This is a genomic window from Xenorhabdus doucetiae, from assembly GCF_000968195.1.
In the GTDB taxonomy this organism is placed as follows: Bacteria; Pseudomonadota; Gammaproteobacteria; order Enterobacterales; family Enterobacteriaceae; genus Xenorhabdus; species Xenorhabdus doucetiae.
In genome coordinates this window covers 3210670-3230283 of record NZ_FO704550.1, presented here as the reverse complement: position 1 = coordinate 3230283, position 19614 = coordinate 3210670, and the positions used below count along the sequence as shown (strand labels likewise).

Sequence of the window (19614 nt, the reverse complement as noted above, 5' to 3'; positions counted from 1 at the left end):
TGCGCGGAAATAGCTAACATCTGTAAGCTGAAAAGTAGGCAATACACTTACTGAAGACGCTAAATAAAATATTTATACAGGAATATATTGTGACAACAGATTCTCTGCACGCCTATCACTTGGTTAATCGATTTCAACAGCAATTCCATGAGCATCCAGAAAAAATCGCATTTCGGCAATGGTCACCATCAGAACAGCTTGAAATGAACTGGCGACAGGTTGGATGCACAACGCAATCCGTGGCAAAAGCATTACTGTCATTGGGCGTTGAGGTGCAGGGAAAAGTGGGCATTTTTGCGCAGAATTGTATGACGTGGTCATTGGCTGATTTAGCGATTCTTCAGCTTCGGGCGGTGACGGTGCCGCTATATGCGACGAATACCCGTGATCAGGCGGCATTTATTCTCAATGATGCAGAAGCACAGGTGTTATTTGTCGGTGGGCAGGAGCAATATGATATTGCATTAGCGCTGATTGAATTGTGTCCCAAACTTGCTCATCTGATTGTGATGGATGAATCTGTGGATTTGCGAGGATGTCCGCAGGCAGAGTATTTATCCGCCTTTATTGACAATGACTATTTGCAATATCAGGCCGAATTTGATAACCGTATTGCGGGTCAGGATTTAAATGACCTCTTCACATTGATCTATACTTCAGGAACAACCGGAGAGCCAAAAGGCGTGATGTTGGATTACCGCAATATCGCTTCACAGCTTTATCTGCATGACCAGAGATTAACCTTGACCAACCACGATGTCTCGCTCTGTTTTCTGCCCCTGTCTCATATCTTTGAACGGGCGTGGAGCTACTATGTCATGCACACGGGTGCCCTGAATGTCTACTTAACTGACACCAATCTTGTGCGTGAAGCGATGTCTGATGTGCGTCCGACCGTGATGTGTTCTGTTCCCCGCTTTTATGAAAAAGTGCATAGTGCGATTTTAGAAAAAGTTTCCCGTGCACCTTTTTGGCGCAGGATGATTTTTCATTGGGCGCTGAAACAGGGGGAAAGCCGCTGGCTGCGTCAGCAGAAGAATAAAAAAGGGTGTCCGTTCACGCGCGGTAGTGATCAATTGGCTGACAAATTGGTGCTCAACAAGCTGCGCCATCTTTTGGGAGGGCGAGTGCGGTTCTTGCCAGTGGCGGGAGCACGCCTTGATGATGCCATTACCCGTTTTTTCCTGTCCATCGGCCTGAATATCAAATATGGCTACGGTATGACAGAAACGTGTGCCACGGTCTCTTGCTGGGAAGAAAAAAATTACCTGTTGGGTTCCATTGGCACGCCATTGCCGGGGGTTAATGTTCGCATCAGCGCGGAAGGGGAGATTCAGGTGCGTGGCCCGATTGTCATGAAAGGTTACTTCAACCGCCCAGAAGAAACGGTCCACGCTTTTACCGAGGATGGTTGGTTACGGACAGGCGATGCCGGCGGATTGGATGATGACGGTAATCTGTTTATCACTGAACGCCTGAAAGATTTGATGAAAACGTCAACCGGCAAATATATCGCACCACAAATGATTGAAGGGATGTTAGGGCAGGATCGTTTTATTGAACATGTTGCCGTCATTGCCGATGCCCGCCAATTTGTTTCTGCACTGATTGTTCCCAGCTATGAAGCACTGGAGGAATATGCGAAATCGATTAATCTTCATTATTTTGATCGTCTTGAGCTGCTGCGCCATCATCAGGTTATCGCGCTATTTGAACGGCGATTAAACGAAATACAGAAAAATATTGTTATATTCCATCAGGTCAAACGATTTATTCTGCTACCGGAAGCCTTCTCAATGGAAAAAGGCGAACTAACGCCAACATTGAAATTACGCCGCAAAGTTATTTCTCAGCATTATCAGAACGAAATTGAATCCATGTATCGGGATTGAGGCAAACATTCGGCTCTTTATTCAACAAATGTTTTCAGTGTGTAAATTGATGTTTGCTAACGTTTGTATCTAACGTTATGTTAGTTAACTCAGTGTTATCGAACAGTACGTTATCGAATAGCGCGTTTTCGAAAGAGTGTTAAACGCAATTCACGCTATATAAATAAATAGAAATGGAATAAATAAGGTCACTTTTTTCGTTACCTTATGAAATTTCGATAATTAACTTGCAAACAGAGCCTGGAGGCAAACTCGATGGAGATGTTGTCAGGAGCCGAAATGGTTGTCAGATCGCTAATCGATCAGGGCGTTGAACATGTGTTCGGTTATCCGGGCGGGGCGGTGTTGGATATCTATGATGCCCTGCATACGGTGGGAGGCGTCGAACATATTTTGGTGCGTCATGAACAGGGTGCGGTTCATATGGCGGATGGATATGCGCGTTGTACAGGAAAAGTCGGGGTGGTTTTAGTCACTTCCGGGCCAGGAGCCACGAATGCCATCACGGGAATTGCAACGGCATACATGGATTCCATTCCGTTGGTCGTATTATCGGGTCAGGTTGCCAGTTCCCTGATAGGCAATGATGCTTTTCAGGAGTGCGATATGGTGGGCATATCCCGCCCCATTGTGAAGCACAGTTTTCTGGTGAAAAAAGCCGAAGATATCCCCAATACCATTAAAAAAGCGTTTTACCTGGCGGCAAGTGGCCGGCCAGGGCCTGTCGTTATCGATTTTCCCAAAGATACGGTCAATCCGGCATTGAAATTCCCGTATGTGTACCCTGAAAAAATGACCATGCGTTCTTACAATCCTACCGTTCAGGGACATAAGGGACAAATTAAGCGCGCATTAAAGACCCTGATGGGCGCGAAAAAGCCCGTGATTTATGTCGGGGGTGGCGCCATCAATTCAGCATGTACAGCCGAGTTATTGAAGCTGGCTGAACAGTTACATATTCCGGTCGTCAGTTCGTTGATGGGATTGGGCGCATTTCCGGCAACCCATCGCCAAAGCCTGGGAATGCTAGGGATGCACGGTACTTTCGAAGCGAATAAAGCCATGCACAACTCCGATGTCATTTTTGCCGTCGGTGTGCGTTTTGACGATCGAACCACTAATAATCTGGAAAAATATTGCCCGGAAGCGACTGTACTCCATATTGATGTCGATCCCACTTCGATTTCGAAAACGGTAACGGCAGATATCCCGATTGTTGGCGATGCCAAACAGGTACTTGGTCAAATGCTGGAATTATTGGATTCCACGCAAGATACCCAAGATCCTGATGCCCTGAAAGATTGGTGGCTTTCTGTTGAACAGTGGCGCAGCCGCAAGTGCCTTGATTACGATCACACGACCGCGAAGATCAAGCCACAGGCGGTTATCGAAACCCTTTATCGTCTCACCAAGGGAGAGGCCTATCTTGCGTCAGATGTGGGTCAGCATCAGATGTTTGCCGCGCTGCATTATCCGTTTGATAAACCGAGGCATTGGATCAATTCCGGTGGCTTAGGGACGATGGGATTTGGTTTGCCTGCCGCGCTTGGCGTGAAGCTGGCAAAACCCGAAGCCACGGTAGTATGCGTGACAGGGGATGGCAGTATCCAGATGAATATTCAGGAATTATCCACTGCCTTGCAATATGGCTTGCCTGTTCTGGTATTGAATCTGAACAACCGTTTCTTAGGGATGGTGAAACAGTGGCAGGATATGATATACGCGGGTCGTCATTCTCAATCCTACATGGAATCCCTGCCTGATTTCGTCAAATTGGCAGAGTCTTATGGTCATATTGGTATCTCCATCCAAACTTATGATGAATTGGAGGCGAAATTGGCTCAGGCACTGCATGAAGTGACTGAAAATCAACGTTTGGTTTTCGTCGATGTTACCGTTGATGAAACAGAACATGTTTATCCAATGCAGATCCGTGGTGGGGCAATGGATGAAATGTGGTTAAGCAAAACAGAGAGGACCTGATCATGCGCCGGATTTTGTCTGTATTACTTGAAAACGAATCGGGAGCATTATCCCGCGTGGTGGGTTTATTCTCTCAGCGAGGTTATAACATCGAAAGTTTGACTGTTGCTCCCACTGAAGATCCCACATTGTCACGCATGACCATTCAAACCAAAGGTGATGCCAAGGTATTAGAGCAAATTGAAAAGCAATTACATAAGTTAGTGGATGTGTTGCGGGTCAATGACTTAACGGCAGGGCCTCATGTTGAGCGTGAAATCATGTTGGTTAAATTACAAGCCAGCGGATATGGCCGGGAAGAAATTAAGCGTAGCACAGATATTTTTCGTGGGCAGATCGTGGATGTGACTTCAACACTCTATACGGTTCAATTAGTGGGGACGAGCGAAAAACTGGATGCTTTTCTGGATTCCGTCCGGGATGTGGCGGAGATTGTGGAAGTCGCGCGATCAGGCATCGTGGGTGTCTCCCGCGGAGATAAAATTATGCGATGAAAAATCGCAATCTGCGGGTTAAAATACAGATATTTATTGAGCCCTACTGTAAAGTAGGGCTTTTTCATAATCTTACTGAGGGGTTAATGTGAAACTGGATGAGATCGCCCGCTTAGCAGGTGTTTCACGTACTACGGCCAGTTATGTTATCAATGGTAAAGCCAAGCAATATCGGGTCAGCGATAAAACAGTAGAAAAAGTGATGGCAGTGGTTAGAGAACATAATTACCATCCTAACGCTGTTGCCGCTGGCTTGCGGGCGGGGAAAACCCGTTCAATTGGCTTAGTCATACCCGATTTGGAAAATACCAGCTACACACGTATTGCCAATTACCTTGAACGTCAGGCTCGGCAGCGTGGCTACCAGTTATTGATCGCCTGCTCTGAAGATCAGCCTGATAACGAAATGCGCTGTGTTGAACACCTTTTGCAACGTCAGGTTGACGCTATTATTGTTTCCACCGCCTTGCCGCCTGAACACCCGTTCTACCAGCGTTGGGCAAATCGTTCATTACCCATTATCGCACTTGACCGTGCTCTGAATAGCGAACACTTTATCAGTGTGGTTGGGGATGATCTCGAAGATGCGAAGATGTTGGCACAGGAGCTGCGTCAATTCCCGGCGGAATCTGTCCTTTATTTGGGCGCATTGCCTGAATTATCGGTCAGTTTCTTGCGTGAACAGGGCTTCCGTGCAGCGTGGGAACATGATCCACGGGAAGTCAACTATCTTTATGCCAATAGCTATGAGCGTGAAGCTGCGGCTGAAGTATTTGCATCATGGTTGGAGATGAACCCTGTTCCTCAGGCTCTGTATACCACTTCATTCGCGTTACTTCAGGGCGTTATGGATACGCTTCTCAAGCGCAGTGGCCGCTTACCCAGTCAACTGGTTATTGCCACATTTGGCGATCATGAGTTGTTGGATTTCCTTGAATGTCCGGTATTGTCTGTAGCGCAACGCCATCGTGATGTTGCTGAACGAGCCCTTGAGCTGGTATTGGCCAGTTTGGATGAGAAACAGCGCCCATCTCCTGGAATAACCAAAATGCGTCGTCATCTATGTCGTCGCGGCAAGTTGAGTCGAAAAGCTTAATTAAGCACCCTCATTAAAGATGAGGGTGCTGTTTACCTGCTGGAAACCACCAAAATAGGCTTGTTAAGGTAATTTTGAGACTATTCTGACTAAAACTCCTGCTAAATCGCTTTTTATGACCGTTAAAATCGATAAGGTGTTATTTAAATTCACAAGATGAATAATTTCCAAATGAAACATTATTATTGGCATATGCTATTTGTTCTTTGAGAATAATTTTCTTATTTGGTTGATATATAATCATTTTATATTTTTAGTTAAATGATGAATTTCACTATGTTATTATTTTTTATACTATTATAACTTAAATATATTGTTATTATTGGTAGGTTGTCAGCAATTAACAATTGGGTAACAATGAGATATGAGTTACATAAATTAATTTAAGTGGTAATTATTTGCGCTAAATTCCACTCCCAATAAGGCTCTCTGTAGATTTATTAAATTATTTAAAATTATCATAGTGTTATCTATTATTAATATAGCTAAAACTGAAAAATCCTTCTTTTTATCTTCCCAATCTTTCTGTAAATCTAGCTAAAGCGCACGGGCTCTGGCTTGACAAGGTTTTCATACCATCCGTAAACTCTTAATTGTGGTGATTTGTGGGATAATGTGGAGATTTGGGCCATCAAGGGGTAACCTGAGTATGTTTCGTGGAGCAACACTGGTTAATCTCGATAGTAAAGGGCGGCTCACTGTACCAGCCCGATATAGAGAAATGCTGAATGAAGAGTCAACAGGCCAAATGGTTTGTACTATTGATCTTCATCAGCCGTGTTTGTTGCTTTATACATTACCCGAATGGGAAATCATCGAAGAAAAATTATCTCGCTTATCCAGCATGAATCCAGCCGAACGTCGCGTTCAACGTTTGTTATTGGGACACGCCAGTGAATGTCAAATGGACAATGCAGGACGTCTTTTATTAGCCAGCACACTGCGTCAGCACGCAGGGCTAACAAAAGAGGTCATGCTGGTTGGGCAATTTAATAAATTTGAATTGTGGGATGAGCAGGTTTGGTATCAACAGGTACAGCATGATATTGCGGCTGAGCAATCCACACAAGAACCTCTATCAGCAAGGCTACAGGACTTATCATTATAAACATGGCAAAGAGTCATTTTGAGCATACCAGTGTATTACTGGATGAAGCTGTCAATGGACTGAATATTCAAGAAGATGGAATTTATATCGATGGGACATTTGGGCGAGGGGGACATTCCCGCCTGATTTTGTCGAAATTAGGGCCTAATGGGCGTTTGCTGGCGATCGATCGTGACCCACAAGCCATTGAAGCGTCAAAGGCCATTACTGACACGCGTTTTTCTATTACGCATGGGCCATTTTCTGAATTGGCAACTTATATAGAAGACGCGGGTCTGGTTGGAAAAATTAATGGCGTATTGCTGGACTTAGGGGTTTCTTCCCCACAACTGGATGATCCTGAACGTGGTTTTTCATTTATGCGTGATGGACCATTGGATATGCGTATGGACCCTACCCGTGGGCAATCTGCCGCAGAGTGGTTGATGAAAGCGGAAGCAGATGACATCGCATGGGTGCTGAAAACGTTTGGTGAAGAACGTTTTGCCAAGCGTATTGCCAGAGCCATTGTGGCCCGCAATCAGGAACAACCCATTACGCGTACCCGAGAACTGGCAGAGTTAATTGCTCAGGCAAGCCCAGTTAAGGAAAAGCATAAACATCCGGCAACGCGCAGCTTTCAGGCTATCAGGATTTACATTAACAGTGAACTGGAAGAGATAGAACGCGCATTAGAGGGTGCACTGCGCGTTCTGGTACCACAGGGGCGATTATCTGTCATCAGCTTCCACTCGTTGGAAGATCGCATAGTGAAACGCTTTATCCGACAACACAGTCAGGGGCCACAGGTTCCAGTCGGTTTGCCTCTCACGGAAGCGCAGTTAAAAACGCTGGGGGGAAGAAGTCTGAAATCCATTGGCAAAATGAAACCCTCAGAGGGTGAAGTCGCCACAAACCCAAGAGCGCGGAGCTCGGTTTTGCGGTTTGCTGAAAAGGCGGGTGAATAATGGCTGGTGAACGTCATGGGTTAGTTGGGGTGATTGGCCGGGATTTAATTCGCAATGCCAAACTCCCACTAATTTTACTGGTGGCAATTGTTGTTTCAGCCATCAGTGTTGTGACGGTCACACATCAAACCCGCTTATTGACTGCGGAAAAGGAGCGTCAAGTGATCCAGCTTGATGCTCAGGATATTGAGTGGCGTAACCTGCTCCTTGAAGAGAATGCTCTGGGTGATCACAGCCGGGTTGAACGGATTGCAACTGAAAAATTGCAGATGCAACACGTTGATCCAGGTAAAGAAAATATTGTGATAACGCAATGAGTCCAGTTGACAACTAAAAGGTAAGCGATGAAAGCTGCACGCTCTTTAAAGTTGAAAAAGCAAGAAGATAAAGCAAGTTTTGTAAGCTGGCGTTTTGCCTTGCTGTGTGGGGGCATTGGCTTTGCTTTAATCGGGCTTTTGATTCGTGTTGCCTATTTGCAGATCATCAATCCTGATCGTTTGGTCAAAGAGGGTGATTCGCGTTCCCTGCGTGTCCAAGCTATTCCGACAGCCCGTGGCATGATTAATGATCGCAATAATCGTCCATTAGCCGTGAGTGTCCCGGTTAATGCAGTCTGGGCAGATCCCAAAGAAGTGTTTGAAAAAGGGGGGATCACAGATGACACTCGCTGGCAGGCTTTGGCCGATGCACTTTCCATTCCGCTTGAGCAATTAACCAGTAAAATCAGCGATTACCCCAAGGGGCGTTTTGTTTATCTTGCCCGTCAAGTCAATACCTCCATCGGCGATTATGCCGAGAAATTGAAGTTACCCGGTATCTATTTACGTCAAGAATCCCGCCGCTATTATCCGGCCGGGCAGGTGACAGCACATATTATTGGGGTGACTAACATTGATGGTGCAGGTATTGAGGGCGTTGAGAAGAGCTTTGATAACTGGCTGACAGGTAAGCCGGGAAGCCGAACGGTTCGTAAAGATCGCACAGGGCGTGTGATTGAAGATATTTCATCTACAGATAGCAGGGCTGCTCACGATTTGACTCTCAGTATAGATGAGCGCCTTCAAACTTTGGTGTATCGCGAATTGACGAAAGCTGTCGTGCTGAACAAGGCTGAATCAGGCTCAGCGGTATTGGTTGATGTTAATACCGGCGAAGTGTTAGCGATGGCAAACAGCCCATCTTATAATCCGAATAATTTGGCCGGCACACCAAAAGATGCAATGCGTAACCGCGCCATCACCGATATTTTTGAACCTGGCTCCACAGTGAAACCGCTTGTGGTGATGAGTGCACTGAATAGTGGCATCGTCAAAGAAAATACGGTGTTGGATACCCGACCATACCGATTAACCTATGGTTCGCGAGGGCATGAAATTAAAGATGTTGCTCCGCGCCCTGAATTAACTATCACCGGAATATTACAGAAATCGAGTAACGTTGGTGTCTCTAAGCTGGCGTTAGCGATGCCTGCCTCAGAGCTGGTAGATGTTTATTCACGCTTTGGGATGGGAAAACCGACCAATCTGGGGCTGGTCGGAGAAAGTAGTGGCACATTTCCAACCAATAAGCAGCGGTGGTCAGATCTTGATAGGGCCACCTTTTCTTTCGGCTACGGGCTGATGGTAACACCGTTACAGTTAGCGCGAGTCTATGCAACGATAGGTAGTCTGGGCATTTATCGCCCACTGTCAATTACCAAAGTCGATCCTCCCGTACCGGGCACCCGAGTATTTCCTGAAGCGATAATGCGAACCGTGGTGCACATGATGGAGAGTGTGGCATTACCGGGAGGAGGGGGTGTACGGGCTGCGATAAAAGATTATCGCATTGCTATCAAAACCGGGACGGCAAAAAAAGTCGGGCCGGATGGCAAATACGTCAAGAGGTATATTTCTTATACCGCAGGGGTTGCACCTGCGAGTCACCCACGGTTTTCACTGGTTGTGATCGTTGATGATCCACAAGCAGGTAAATATTACGGCGGTGCAGTTTCGGCGCCTGTCTTCGGTGCAATCATGAGTGGGGTTCTGCGTACCATGAATGTTGAACCCGATGCACTGCCTGTCGGTAATAAAAACGAATTTGTGATTAATAACTAAATGAATAACTAAAGAGGATAAAAGTGGCAGATCGTAATTTACGCGATTTATTGGCTCCCTGGGGTGTTAATACACCGGAGCTTGCGCTGCGCGAAATGACATTGGACAGCCGTAAGGCGGCTGCCGGAGATCTGTTTGTTGCGGTTCAAGGGCACCAGACGGACGGTCGAAAATATATTCCTCAAGCCATCGCTCAAGGTGTCGCTGCGGTGATTGCAGAAGCGAAGGGAAAAGCGGATAACGGCACGGTGCAGAAAATGCACGGTGTGCCTGTTATCTATCTGGACGACTTAAATAGTAAATTATCAACACTGGCTGGCGAGTTTTACCAGCATCCCGGCAATAAATTGAAGTTGGTTGGGGTGACCGGCACCAACGGGAAAACCACCACCACACAATTGTTGGCGCAATGGAGCCAAGGGCTTGGTGAAACCAGTGCCGTGATGGGAACGGTGGGAAATGGTTTATTAGGCATGATCGCTCCCAGCGAAAACACCACGGGTTCTGCGGTTGATATTCAGCTTGATTTACAGCAACTGACTCGTCAAAACGCCACATTTTCCGCGATGGAAGTCTCTTCGCATGGTCTGGTTCAGGGCAGAGTGGCAGCCTTGCCGTTTCAAGCCGCGGTTTTTACCAATCTAAGCCGTGATCACCTTGATTATCATGGTGATATGCAAAATTACCAAGAGGCTAAATGGCAACTGTTCAGCCGCCATAATGTCAAGCATAAAATCATTAATGCGGATGATGCTGTCGGGCAGCAGTGGTTGTCCCGCCTGCCGGACGCGGTTGCGGTTTCAATGGAAAATAACGTGCCAGAAAATTGGCAGGGGCGTTGGTTATCGGCCAGTGAGGTTCATTATCACGACAAAGGCGCTGCCATTGCATTTACCTCCAGTTGGGGGAATGGAACGCTTAATAGCCCGCTGATGGGCGCGTTCAATGTCAGTAACTTATTACTGACGCTGGCCACTTTGTTATCGCTGGAATATCCGCTGGAAAAACTGTTGGCGACGGCTGCTTGTCTGGAGCCTGTTTGTGGGCGGATGGAAGTCTTTTCCGCGGCTGGCCGCCCGACGGTGGTGGTGGATTATGCCCATACCCCGGATGCCCTGGAAAAAGCCCTGTCTGCCGCTCGCCTGCACTGCAAGGGGCAACTCTGGTGCGTATTTGGCTGCGGGGGGGATCGTGATAAAGGCAAACGTCCATTGATGGGCGGTGTGGCGGAGCAGGGCGCTGATCGTGTGATTGTGACTGATGATAATCCCCGCAGTGAAGAGCCTCAGGCCATTGTGGCGGATATCCTGCAAGGGTTCATCGATCCGGGGCGGGCGGTGGCGATCCATGGTCGCGCAGAAGCGGTCACCAGCGCCATTATGCAGGCAAGGGAAGAAGATGTTGTGCTTGTGGCCGGCAAAGGCCATGAAGATTACCAACTGGTTGGCCATCGTCGGCTGGACTATTCCGATCGTCTGACCGTGGCGTGCTTGCTGGGGGTGGTAGCATGATCCCGCTGACACTACAGCAATTAGCACAGTTGACGGAGGGCGCGTTATATCGCGTGACCCAACAGCAGGCTGACACGCTGCAAATTCATGCCGTGGAGACGGATAGCCGTAAGGTTGAGCGTGGTGGTTTGTTCATTGCCTTAAAAGGGGAAAAGTTTGACGCGCATGATTTTGCTGCGGATGTTGCGCAGCAGGGTGCCGGTGCTTTATTGGTCAGTCGCCGTCTGGAGATTGATTGCCCTCAGGTCGTGGTCGAAAACACCCGTCTGGCGATGGGAAAACTGGCGGGTTGGGTGCGTCAGCAAAGCAAGGCACGCATTGTGGCTTTAACCGGTTCGTCGGGCAAAACCTCCGTCAAAGAAATGACCGCGGCAATCCTGCGTCAGTGCGGTAATACCCTCTGTACCGCGGGCAACTTCAATAATGACATCGGGGTGCCGTTGACGCTGTTCAGGCTGACTGATGAGCACCAGTTTGCGGTTATTGAGCTGGGCGCTAACCATAGCGGCGAAATTTCCTATACCACGGCAATAACCCGCCCTGAAAGTGCCTTGGTCAATAACCTCTTTTCTGCCCATCTGGAAGGATTTGGTTCTTTGGCGGGCGTGGCAAAGGCAAAAGGTGAGATCTTTACCGGCCTTGCTGCGACCGGAACGGCGATTATCAATCTGGACAGCCATGATTGGGATCATTGGCAGCACAGCATGAGTGACCAGCAAACAGTGTGGCGTTTTTCCGCTTCATCAACCGCGGGGGCGGATTTTTACGCAACCGATATTTTAGAACAACCACTGGCAACCCATTTTTGCCTGCATAGCCCGATTGGGCGCGTAGAACTGACATTGCCGTTGCCGGGGAAACACAATATCGCTAATGCGTTGGCCGCCAGTGCCCTCGCCATCTCTGTTGGTGCCTCGTTGGAGGATATTCGGACTGGATTATCGGCGTTGAAAGCCGTGGCGGGGCGTCTGTTTCCTGTCCCTCTAACTGAGGGAAAAGTGATATTGGACGACACGTATAACGCCAATCCCGGCTCCATGATAGCGGCGGCGCATGTGCTGGCGCAGATGCCCGGTTATCGCGTCATGGTGGTGAGTGATATGGGCGAATTGGGGGCGCAGGCGATAGCGTGTCACCGAGAGGTGGGCGAAGCTGTGGCAGCGACCCAGATAGATAAGGTACTCAGCGTTGGGGATTTGAGTTCCCATATTAGTGACGCAAGTGGTCGGGGGCAGCATTTCGCGAACAAGGCTGAATTAGTTGCCGCGCTGCTTCCTTTACTGGAACAACACAAAATGATTTCCATATTAATTAAAGGTTCACGTAGTGCCGCGATGGAAGAGGTTGTGAACGTATTGAAGGAGAACTTCCAATGTTAGTTTGGCTGGCCGAATATCTGGTTAAGTATCACACCGGTTTTAACGTCTTCTCTTATTTGACGTTCAGGGCCATTGTCGGCTTGCTGACTGCATTATTCATCGCGTTATGGATGGGGCCAACGTTGATTGCTTATCTGCAAAAATTGCAGATAGGTCAAGTTGTGCGCGACAACGGCCCTGAGTCCCATTTTAGCAAGCGTGGCACTCCGACGATGGGGGGATTGCTGATTTTATTCTCCATCACGATCTCGGTGTTGTTGTGGGCGCGTCTGGATAACCCCTATGTCTGGTGTGTGTTGGCCGTTTTAGTCGGTTACGGCATTGTGGGGTTTGTGGATGATTACCGCAAAGTGGTTCGCAAAGATACCAAGGGGTTGATTGCCCGTTGGAAATATTTCTGGCAGTCGGTTATTGCGCTGGGCGTGGCGTTTGCACTGTACAGCATAGGCAAAGATACGTCGGCAACCCAATTAGTCGTGCCGTTCTTTAAAGAGGTCATGCCGCAACTGGGCTTGCTTTATATTCTGCTGACTTATTTTGTGATTGTCGGCACCAGTAACGCCGTGAACCTGACGGATGGGTTGGATGGCCTTGCCATCATGCCGACCGTCTTGGTTGCGGCAGGTTTTGCTTTGGTGGCATGGGCAACCGGTAACGTGAATTTTGCCAACTACCTGCATATTCCTTATCTGAGCCATGCAGGTGAGCTGGTGATTGTCTGTACGGCAATTGTCGGTGCAGGGTTAGGTTTCTTGTGGTTTAACACGTATCCGGCGCAGGTATTTATGGGGGATGTGGGTTCATTGGCCTTGGGTGGGGCACTGGGCACCATTGCCGTCTTGCTGCGTCAGGAATTCCTGCTGATCATCATGGGGGGCGTTTTCGTGGTGGAAACTCTGTCTGTCATTTTGCAGGTTGGCTCATTCAAACTGCGCGGACAGCGGATTTTCCGCATGGCGCCGATTCACCATCATTATGAATTGAAGGGGTGGCCAGAGCCACGCGTTATCGTGCGCTTTTGGATTATCTCCCTGATGTTGGTGTTGATTGGTCTGGCAACGCTGAAGGTACGTTAATCATGGCTGAACGACTTATGACAGAATACGGGAACAAAAAAGTCGTCATCGTTGGGTTAGGGCTGACAGGCCTGTCCTGCGTTGACTTTTTTATCACACGTGGCGTGATTCCACGTGTGATGGATACCCGTACCGTGCCACCGGGCAGCGATAAGCTGCCTGATAACGTCGAGTGTCACACCGGCAGCCTGAATCAACAGTGGCTGATGGAGGCTGATCTCATCGTTGCCAGCCCCGGCGTTGCACTGGCAACGCCTGAATTGCAGGCGGCGGCAGAGGCGGGTATTGAAATTATCGGCGATATCGAACTGTTTTGCCGTGAAGCCACTGCCCCGATTGTGGCCATTACGGGGTCAAATGGTAAAAGCACCGTGACTACGTTGGTTGGCGAAATGGCGAAAGCAGCGGGCTGGCAGGTCGGCGTGGGGGGCAATATTGGTGTCCCTGCGCTGGCGTTGCTGAAACAGCCTTGTCAGCTTTATGTGCTGGAATTGTCCAGCTTCCAACTTGAAACCACACATAGTTTGCAAGCAGTGGCGGCGACGGTACTGAATGTGACTGAAGACCACATGGTTCGCTATCCGCAAGGATTATCACAGTATCGGGCGGCGAAGTTGCGCATTTATGATCAGGCAAAAGTTTGCGTAGTTAATGAACAGGATGCCCTGACATTTCCAGAAACAGGCAAAGATAGCCGTTGTATCAGCTTTGGTGTGGATAGCGGTGATTATCAGCTTGATAGTGAACATCAACAACTGTTGATCAATCAACAGCCTGTGTTGGGAATACAGGAGATGCAGTTGGCAGGGCTTCATAACTACACCAACGGATTAGCCGCGTTAGCACTGGCAGATGCGGCAGGTATTCCCCGGACAGCCAGCCTTCAGGCTTTGCGTACCTGTGCCGGGCTGGAACACCGTTTTCAGGTCATTCACATGAGGAAGGGGGTTCGTTGGGTGAACGACTCCAAGGCAACGAATGTTGGCAGCACCCAAGCGGCACTCAGTGGATTAAAACTGGCAGGAACACTCTATCTTCTATTGGGCGGAGACGGGAAAGCGGCGGACTTTACCCCATTGAAACCCTATATATCGGGGGATCATATCCGTCTTTACTGTTTTGGTCGTGATGGCGGGCTGTTAGCCCAATTACGCCCTGACATTTCAACACGGACAGAAACCTTAGAACAGGCGATGAAAGAAATTGCACCCAAGCTGGTTTCTGGCGACATGGTACTACTGTCACCCGCTTGTGCGAGCTTCGATCAGTTCAACAGCTTTGAACATCGCGGTCATGAATTTGCCCGTTTGGCAGAGGAGTTAGGCTAATGACCATTCCAGGCCTTGGTAAATTTAAAACTTGGTTGGCGGGAAGTGTGGAAACCGATGCCACAGATACCGTTATGTATGACCGTACCTTGGTCTGGATGGTCTTAGGGTTGGCTGTGATTGGCTTTGTCATGATAACGTCGGCATCCATGCCCGTTGGTCAGCGTCTTGCCCAAGATCCTTTTATCTTTGCACGCCGTGATGCCATTTACTTGTCGCTGTGCTTTTTCATGTCGCTGGTTACGCTGCGCATTCCGATGGATTTCTGGCTGCGTTATAGCAACGTCATGTTATTAATGACCATCATGATGCTGGTTGTGGTGCTGTTTGTGGGGAGTTCAGTCAATGGGGCATCACGTTGGGTGGCGATTGGCCCATTGCGTATTCAACCGGCCGAATTGTCGAAACTGTCACTCTTTTGTTATCTCTCCAGCTATCTGGTCAGAAAAGTTGAGGAAGTCAGAAACAATTTCTGGGGCTTTTGCAAGCCGATGGGCGTCATGATTGCCTTGGCGATTTTATTGCTGGCGCAGCCCGATTTGGGAACCGTGATCGTGCTATTCGTGACCACCTTGGCATTGCTGTTTATGGCGGGCGCGAAATTGTGGCAATTCCTTGCCATTATTGGTTGCGGAATATTTGCCGTGTGCGTACTGATTGTGGCTGAACCTTATCGCATACGCAGGGTCACCTCGTTCCTCAATCCGTGGGAAGATCCTTTTGGCAGCGGTTATCAGTTAACCCAATCGTTGATGGCATTTGGTCGTGGCAATTTCTTTGGGCAGGGGCTGGGAAATTCAGTCCAGAAACTCGAATATTTGCCGGAAGCCCATACTGACTTTATTTTTTCCATTCTGGCCGAAGAGTTAGGGTATTTCGGTGTGGTTTTAGTATTGGCAATGGTATTCTTCGTCGCTTTCCGCGCAATGATGATCGGTCGTCGGGCATTGCAACTTAATCAACGGTTTTCTGGTTTTTTGGCTTGTGCAATCGGCATATGGTTCAGCTTTCAGGCATTCATCAACGTTGGCGCGGCGGCAGGCATGCTGCCAACAAAGGGATTAACATTACCGTTGGTCAGTTACGGTGGTTCAAGTTTGATCGTGATGTCAACGGCCATCGTCTTATTATTGCGAATTGATTATGAAGTCCGTCTGGCAAAAGCACAGGCGTTTGTAAGGAGCCCTAAATGAGTGGCAAAAACCGGCGTTTAATGGTGATGGCAGGGGGGACGGGCGGTCATGTATTCCCCGGGCTGGCTGTTGCCCACCATTTAAAAGAGCAGGGGTGGGATATTCGCTGGTTAGGAACCGCGGATCGCATGGAAGCGGATTTAGTGCCGAAACATGGCATTGAAATTGAATTTATTCAGATTTCAGGCTTACGGGGCAAGGGAATCAAAGCCCTGCTTACTGCCCCCATTAAAATTTTTAAAGCTATTCGCCAGGCAAAAGCGATTATGCGCCGCTATCAGCCAGATGTTGTGCTGGGAATGGGGGGGTATGTCTCCGGGCCGGGGGGCATAGCGGCCTGGTTGTGCGGTATTCCGGTTGTACTGCATGAGCAAAATGGCATTGCGGGGCTAACTAATCGTTGGTTAGCCAAAATTGCTAAAACGGTTTTACAGGCTTTTCCGGGTGCATTTCCTACCGCACCGGTTGTCGGCAACCCCGTCAGGGAAGACGTACTGGCATTGCCAGCACCCGTGCAGCGTTTGGCCGGGCGTGAAGGGTCGGTTCGGGTGCTTGTGGTTGGCGGCAGTCAGGGCGCAAGGGTTCTGAACCAAACGATGCCAGAAGTGGCGGCTCGCTTGGGCGATAAAATCACCTTATGGCATCAGGCAGGGAAGGGAGCCAGAGAAGAAACGCAGGCAAAATATGAAAATTCAGTCCAGTCTGAATTCAAAGTGACTGAATTTATTGACGATATGGCACAGGCTTATGCGTGGGCAGATATTGTCGTCTGTCGTTCTGGTGCACTGACGGTCAGTGAAGTTTCCGCCGCAGGCTTACCGGCGATTTTTGTTCCCTTCCAGCACAAAGATCGCCAGCAATATTGGAATGCTTTGCCTTTGGAAAGGGCAGGAGCCGCAAAGATACTTGAACAGCCCGCATTTACGGTTGATGCGGTCGTCGAGTTATTAACTCAGTGGCAACGCCCACAATTGCTGGAAATGGCAGAAAAAGCCCGCTCAGTCGCCATTATCAATGCCACTGAGCGTGTCGCCGCAGCGTTAATCGATGCGGTAGAAAATTATTCAGGCCGTTCTAAATAGAACGGTGATGTAACTATAACGAGTGAAGATTAAAACGTGAATACACAACAGTTGGCGAAATTAAGAGCTTCAGTGCCTGAAATGCGAAAAGTCAGGCATATCCACTTTGTTGGCATCGGGGGTGCTGGCATGGGTGGTATCGCCGAAGTGTTGGCTAATGAAGGTTATCAGATAAGCGGTTCTGATTTGGCTCCCAATCCTGTCACACAACAGCTAATTGCATTGGGTGCAACAATTTATTTCAATCATCGCCCAGAAAATGTGCGGGATGCCAGCGTCGTGGTGGCATCGACGGCTATTTCGGCAGAAAACCCAGAAATCGTGGCAGCGCGTGAAGCGCGAATTCCGGTCATCCGTCGGGCGGAAATGCTGGCAGAGCTGATGCGTTACCGCCACGGTATTGCGATTGCAGGAACGCATGGAAAAACCACGACGACGGCAATGATTACGGGCATTTATGCCCAGGCGGGTCTTGATCCCACATTTGTGAATGGTGGGTTGGTGAAAGCCGCGGGCACCCATGCCCGTTTAGGCAGCAGCCGCTATTTGATTGCGGAAGCCGATGAAAGTGATGCTTCATTCCTGCATTTGCAGCCCATGATGGCAGTTGTCACCAATATTGAAGCCGACCACATGGATACCTATCAAGGGGATTTCGAAAACCTGAAACAGACATTCGTTAACTTCCTGCATAACCTGCCATTTTATGGGCGTGCTGTGATGTGTATTGACGATCCAGTCGTGAAAGAACTGGTTCCCCAGATTGGGCGTTATATCACGACTTATGGTTTCAGTGCGGAAGCCGACGTTCGTATCACCCATTACGAACAAAAAGGGGCGCAGGGGTTTTTCACCATCAGCCGATCTGATTTACCGGATTTGCACGTGGTGTTGAATGCCCCCGGACGCCACAATGCGCTGAATGCAGCGGCGGCGGTCGCCGTAGCGACAGAAGAAGGCATTGATGATACCGCGATCCTTGCTTCGCTGGCAGAGTTTCAGGGAACCGGGCGCCGCTTTGATTTTCTGGGAAATTTTCCCCTTAAACATGTCAATGGCAAAGAAGGTAGCGTGATGTTGGTCGATGATTATGGTCATCACCCAACCGAAGTGGACGCCACGATTAAAGCAGCACGAGCGGGTTGGGGGGATAAACGCATTGTCATGGTATTCCAGCCCCACCGTTATACAAGAACTCGTGATTTATATGATGATTTTGCCAATGTCTTGAGTCAGGTAGACGTTCTATTAATGTTGGATGTGTATGCCGCAGGTGAAACGCCGATCCCAGGCGCGGACAGCCGTTCTTTATGCCGTACTATCCGCAGTCGTGGCAAATTGGACCCGATTTTTGTATCAGATCCTGAGCAAATTTCAGCCATCCTGTCACAGGTGATAGAAAACAACGACTTAGTTTTGGTACAGGGTGCCGGTAATATCGGTAAAATAGCGCGCAATTTGGCTGAAACAAAGTTGCAGCCATCTTTTTATGAGGGATAACATCATGGTTGATAAGGTTGCTGTTCTGTTGGGCGGAACGTCTGCTGAACGCGAAGTTTCATTGCAATCAGGACAAGCGGTTGTGGCTGGGCTGAAAGAAGCGGGCATTAATGCTTATTCAGTTGATACAAAAGACTTTGATGTAACTAAACTCAAAGAGGCAGGATTCAATAAAGTCTTTATCGCACTGCATGGCCGTGGCGGTGAGGATGGTACATTGCAAGGCTTGCTGGAGTTTTTGCAAATTCCTTATACCGGCAGCGGCGTAATGGCATCGGCCTTGTCAATGGATAAATTGCGCACAAAACAGCTATGGCAGGGGGCAAAACTGCCTGTTTCACCTTATGTTGTCATTAATTCTCAACAATTTGAACAGATTAATGATTCTCAACTCAAAGAGTATGTTCAAGAATTAGGTCTACCATTAATGGTTAAACCGAATCTGGAAGGCTCCAGTGTAGGAATGACCAAGGTGAATGAGTATGCCGAATTGCGTGGCGCATTGGCGCTGGCATTTAAATACGATACTGATGTGTTGGTTGAAAAATGGCTGTTTGGCCCTGAATATACGGTGGGATTTTTGGGGGATGAGGCGCTTCCTTCTATTCGTATTCAAGTTCCAGACGTGTTTTATGATTACGATGCGAAATATATTTCCAACCAAACGCAATATTTTTGTCCAAGTGGCTTGAGTGCGGAAAAAGAGCAAGCGCTGTTAGATATCGCATCAAAGGCGTATAAGGCGCTGGGATGTCGTGGTTGGGGGCGAGTTGATATCATGGATGATGGTAATGGTAACTTCTATTTGTTGGAGGTTAACACTTCCCCTGGCATGACCAGCCATAGTCTTGTGCCTATTGCTGCGCGTCAGGCTGGACTCAGTTTTTCGCAACTCGTCGCGAGAATTTTGGAGTTAGCTGATTAAT

16 protein-coding genes are annotated in these 19614 nt (G+C 48.5%); all 16 read left to right on the top strand.

What is annotated here, in order from left to right; translation table 11 throughout:
* The first annotated feature begins 89 nt into the window (after positions 1 to 89).
* The 16 genes from XDD1_RS14015 to XDD1_RS13940 all read left to right on the top strand — a co-directional run bounded on the left by XDD1_RS14015 (position 90) and on the right by XDD1_RS13940 (position 19613).
* Positions 90 to 1892 (top strand): AMP-dependent synthetase/ligase, encoded by a 1803-nt coding sequence (locus XDD1_RS14015; RefSeq protein ID WP_045972115.1) that lies wholly within the window; start codon positions 90 to 92, stop codon positions 1890 to 1892.
* A gap of 255 nt (positions 1893 to 2147) precedes the next feature.
* Entirely contained in the window at positions 2148 to 3875 is a 1728-nt protein-coding gene (gene ilvI, locus XDD1_RS14010) for an acetolactate synthase 3 large subunit (protein WP_045972114.1), read from the top strand.
* A gap of 2 nt (positions 3876 to 3877) precedes the next feature.
* Positions 3878 to 4369, top strand: coding sequence for an acetolactate synthase small subunit (gene ilvN, locus XDD1_RS14005; RefSeq protein WP_045972112.1), 492 nt, complete (start codon positions 3878 to 3880; stop codon positions 4367 to 4369).
* Positions 4370 to 4457: 88 nt separating this feature from the next.
* Complete coding sequence (gene cra, locus XDD1_RS14000; RefSeq protein WP_045972110.1) at positions 4458 to 5465, top strand: catabolite repressor/activator; 1008 nt, start codon at positions 4458 to 4460, stop codon at positions 5463 to 5465.
* Positions 5466 to 6114: 649 nt separating this feature from the next.
* The gene (mraZ, locus tag XDD1_RS13995; protein ID WP_045972108.1) at positions 6115 to 6573 is read left to right on the top strand and encodes a division/cell wall cluster transcriptional repressor MraZ; all 459 of its coding nucleotides are present in this window, start codon (positions 6115 to 6117) and stop codon (positions 6571 to 6573) included.
* A 2-nt stretch (positions 6574 to 6575) separates the two neighbouring features.
* Entirely contained in the window at positions 6576 to 7520 is a 945-nt protein-coding gene (gene rsmH / locus XDD1_RS13990; protein ID WP_045972105.1) for a 16S rRNA (cytosine(1402)-N(4))-methyltransferase RsmH, read from the top strand.
* On the top strand, positions 7517 to 7837 hold the full coding sequence (gene ftsL, locus XDD1_RS13985) for a cell division protein FtsL (RefSeq protein WP_084721047.1): 321 nt from the start codon (positions 7517 to 7519) through the stop codon (positions 7835 to 7837). Before rsmH ends, ftsL begins: the two co-directional genes overlap by 4 nt.
* Positions 7838 to 7864: 27 nt before the next feature.
* Complete coding sequence (locus XDD1_RS13980; RefSeq protein WP_045972101.1) at positions 7865 to 9619, top strand: peptidoglycan glycosyltransferase FtsI; 1755 nt, start codon at positions 7865 to 7867, stop codon at positions 9617 to 9619.
* A 23-nt stretch (positions 9620 to 9642) separates the two neighbouring features.
* Entirely contained in the window at positions 9643 to 11130 is a 1488-nt protein-coding gene (gene murE / locus XDD1_RS13975) for a UDP-N-acetylmuramoyl-L-alanyl-D-glutamate--2,6-diaminopimelate ligase (protein ID WP_045972099.1), read from the top strand.
* Complete coding sequence (murF, locus tag XDD1_RS13970; protein ID WP_045972097.1) at positions 11127 to 12509, top strand: UDP-N-acetylmuramoyl-tripeptide--D-alanyl-D-alanine ligase; 1383 nt, start codon at positions 11127 to 11129, stop codon at positions 12507 to 12509. Before murE ends, murF begins: the two co-directional genes overlap by 4 nt.
* Positions 12503 to 13585 carry a phospho-N-acetylmuramoyl-pentapeptide-transferase gene (mraY, locus tag XDD1_RS13965; RefSeq protein ID WP_045972095.1) on the top strand — a complete coding sequence of 361 codons (1083 nt, stop codon included), beginning with the start codon at positions 12503 to 12505 and terminating at the stop codon, positions 13583 to 13585. Before murF ends, mraY begins: the two co-directional genes overlap by 7 nt.
* Before the next feature lie 17 nt (positions 13586 to 13602).
* Positions 13603 to 14913: a UDP-N-acetylmuramoyl-L-alanine--D-glutamate ligase gene (gene murD / locus XDD1_RS13960; protein ID WP_045973629.1), complete on the top strand. Its 1311-nt coding sequence runs from the start codon at positions 13603 to 13605 to the stop codon at positions 14911 to 14913.
* Positions 14913 to 16106: a cell division protein FtsW gene (gene ftsW, locus XDD1_RS13955; protein ID WP_045972093.1), complete on the top strand. Its 1194-nt coding sequence runs from the start codon at positions 14913 to 14915 to the stop codon at positions 16104 to 16106. Before murD ends, ftsW begins: the two co-directional genes overlap by 1 nt.
* Positions 16103 to 17188, top strand: coding sequence for an undecaprenyldiphospho-muramoylpentapeptide beta-N-acetylglucosaminyltransferase (murG, locus tag XDD1_RS13950; protein WP_045972091.1), 1086 nt, complete (start codon positions 16103 to 16105; stop codon positions 17186 to 17188). Before ftsW ends, murG begins: the two co-directional genes overlap by 4 nt.
* Before the next feature lie 36 nt (positions 17189 to 17224).
* The gene (gene murC / locus XDD1_RS13945) at positions 17225 to 18688 is read left to right on the top strand and encodes a UDP-N-acetylmuramate--L-alanine ligase (protein ID WP_045972089.1); all 1464 of its coding nucleotides are present in this window, start codon (positions 17225 to 17227) and stop codon (positions 18686 to 18688) included.
* Between the two features lie 4 nt (positions 18689 to 18692).
* Positions 18693 to 19613, top strand: coding sequence for a D-alanine--D-alanine ligase (locus XDD1_RS13940; RefSeq protein WP_045972087.1), 921 nt, complete (start codon positions 18693 to 18695; stop codon positions 19611 to 19613).
* The last annotated feature ends 1 nt before the right edge of the window (position 19614 follow it).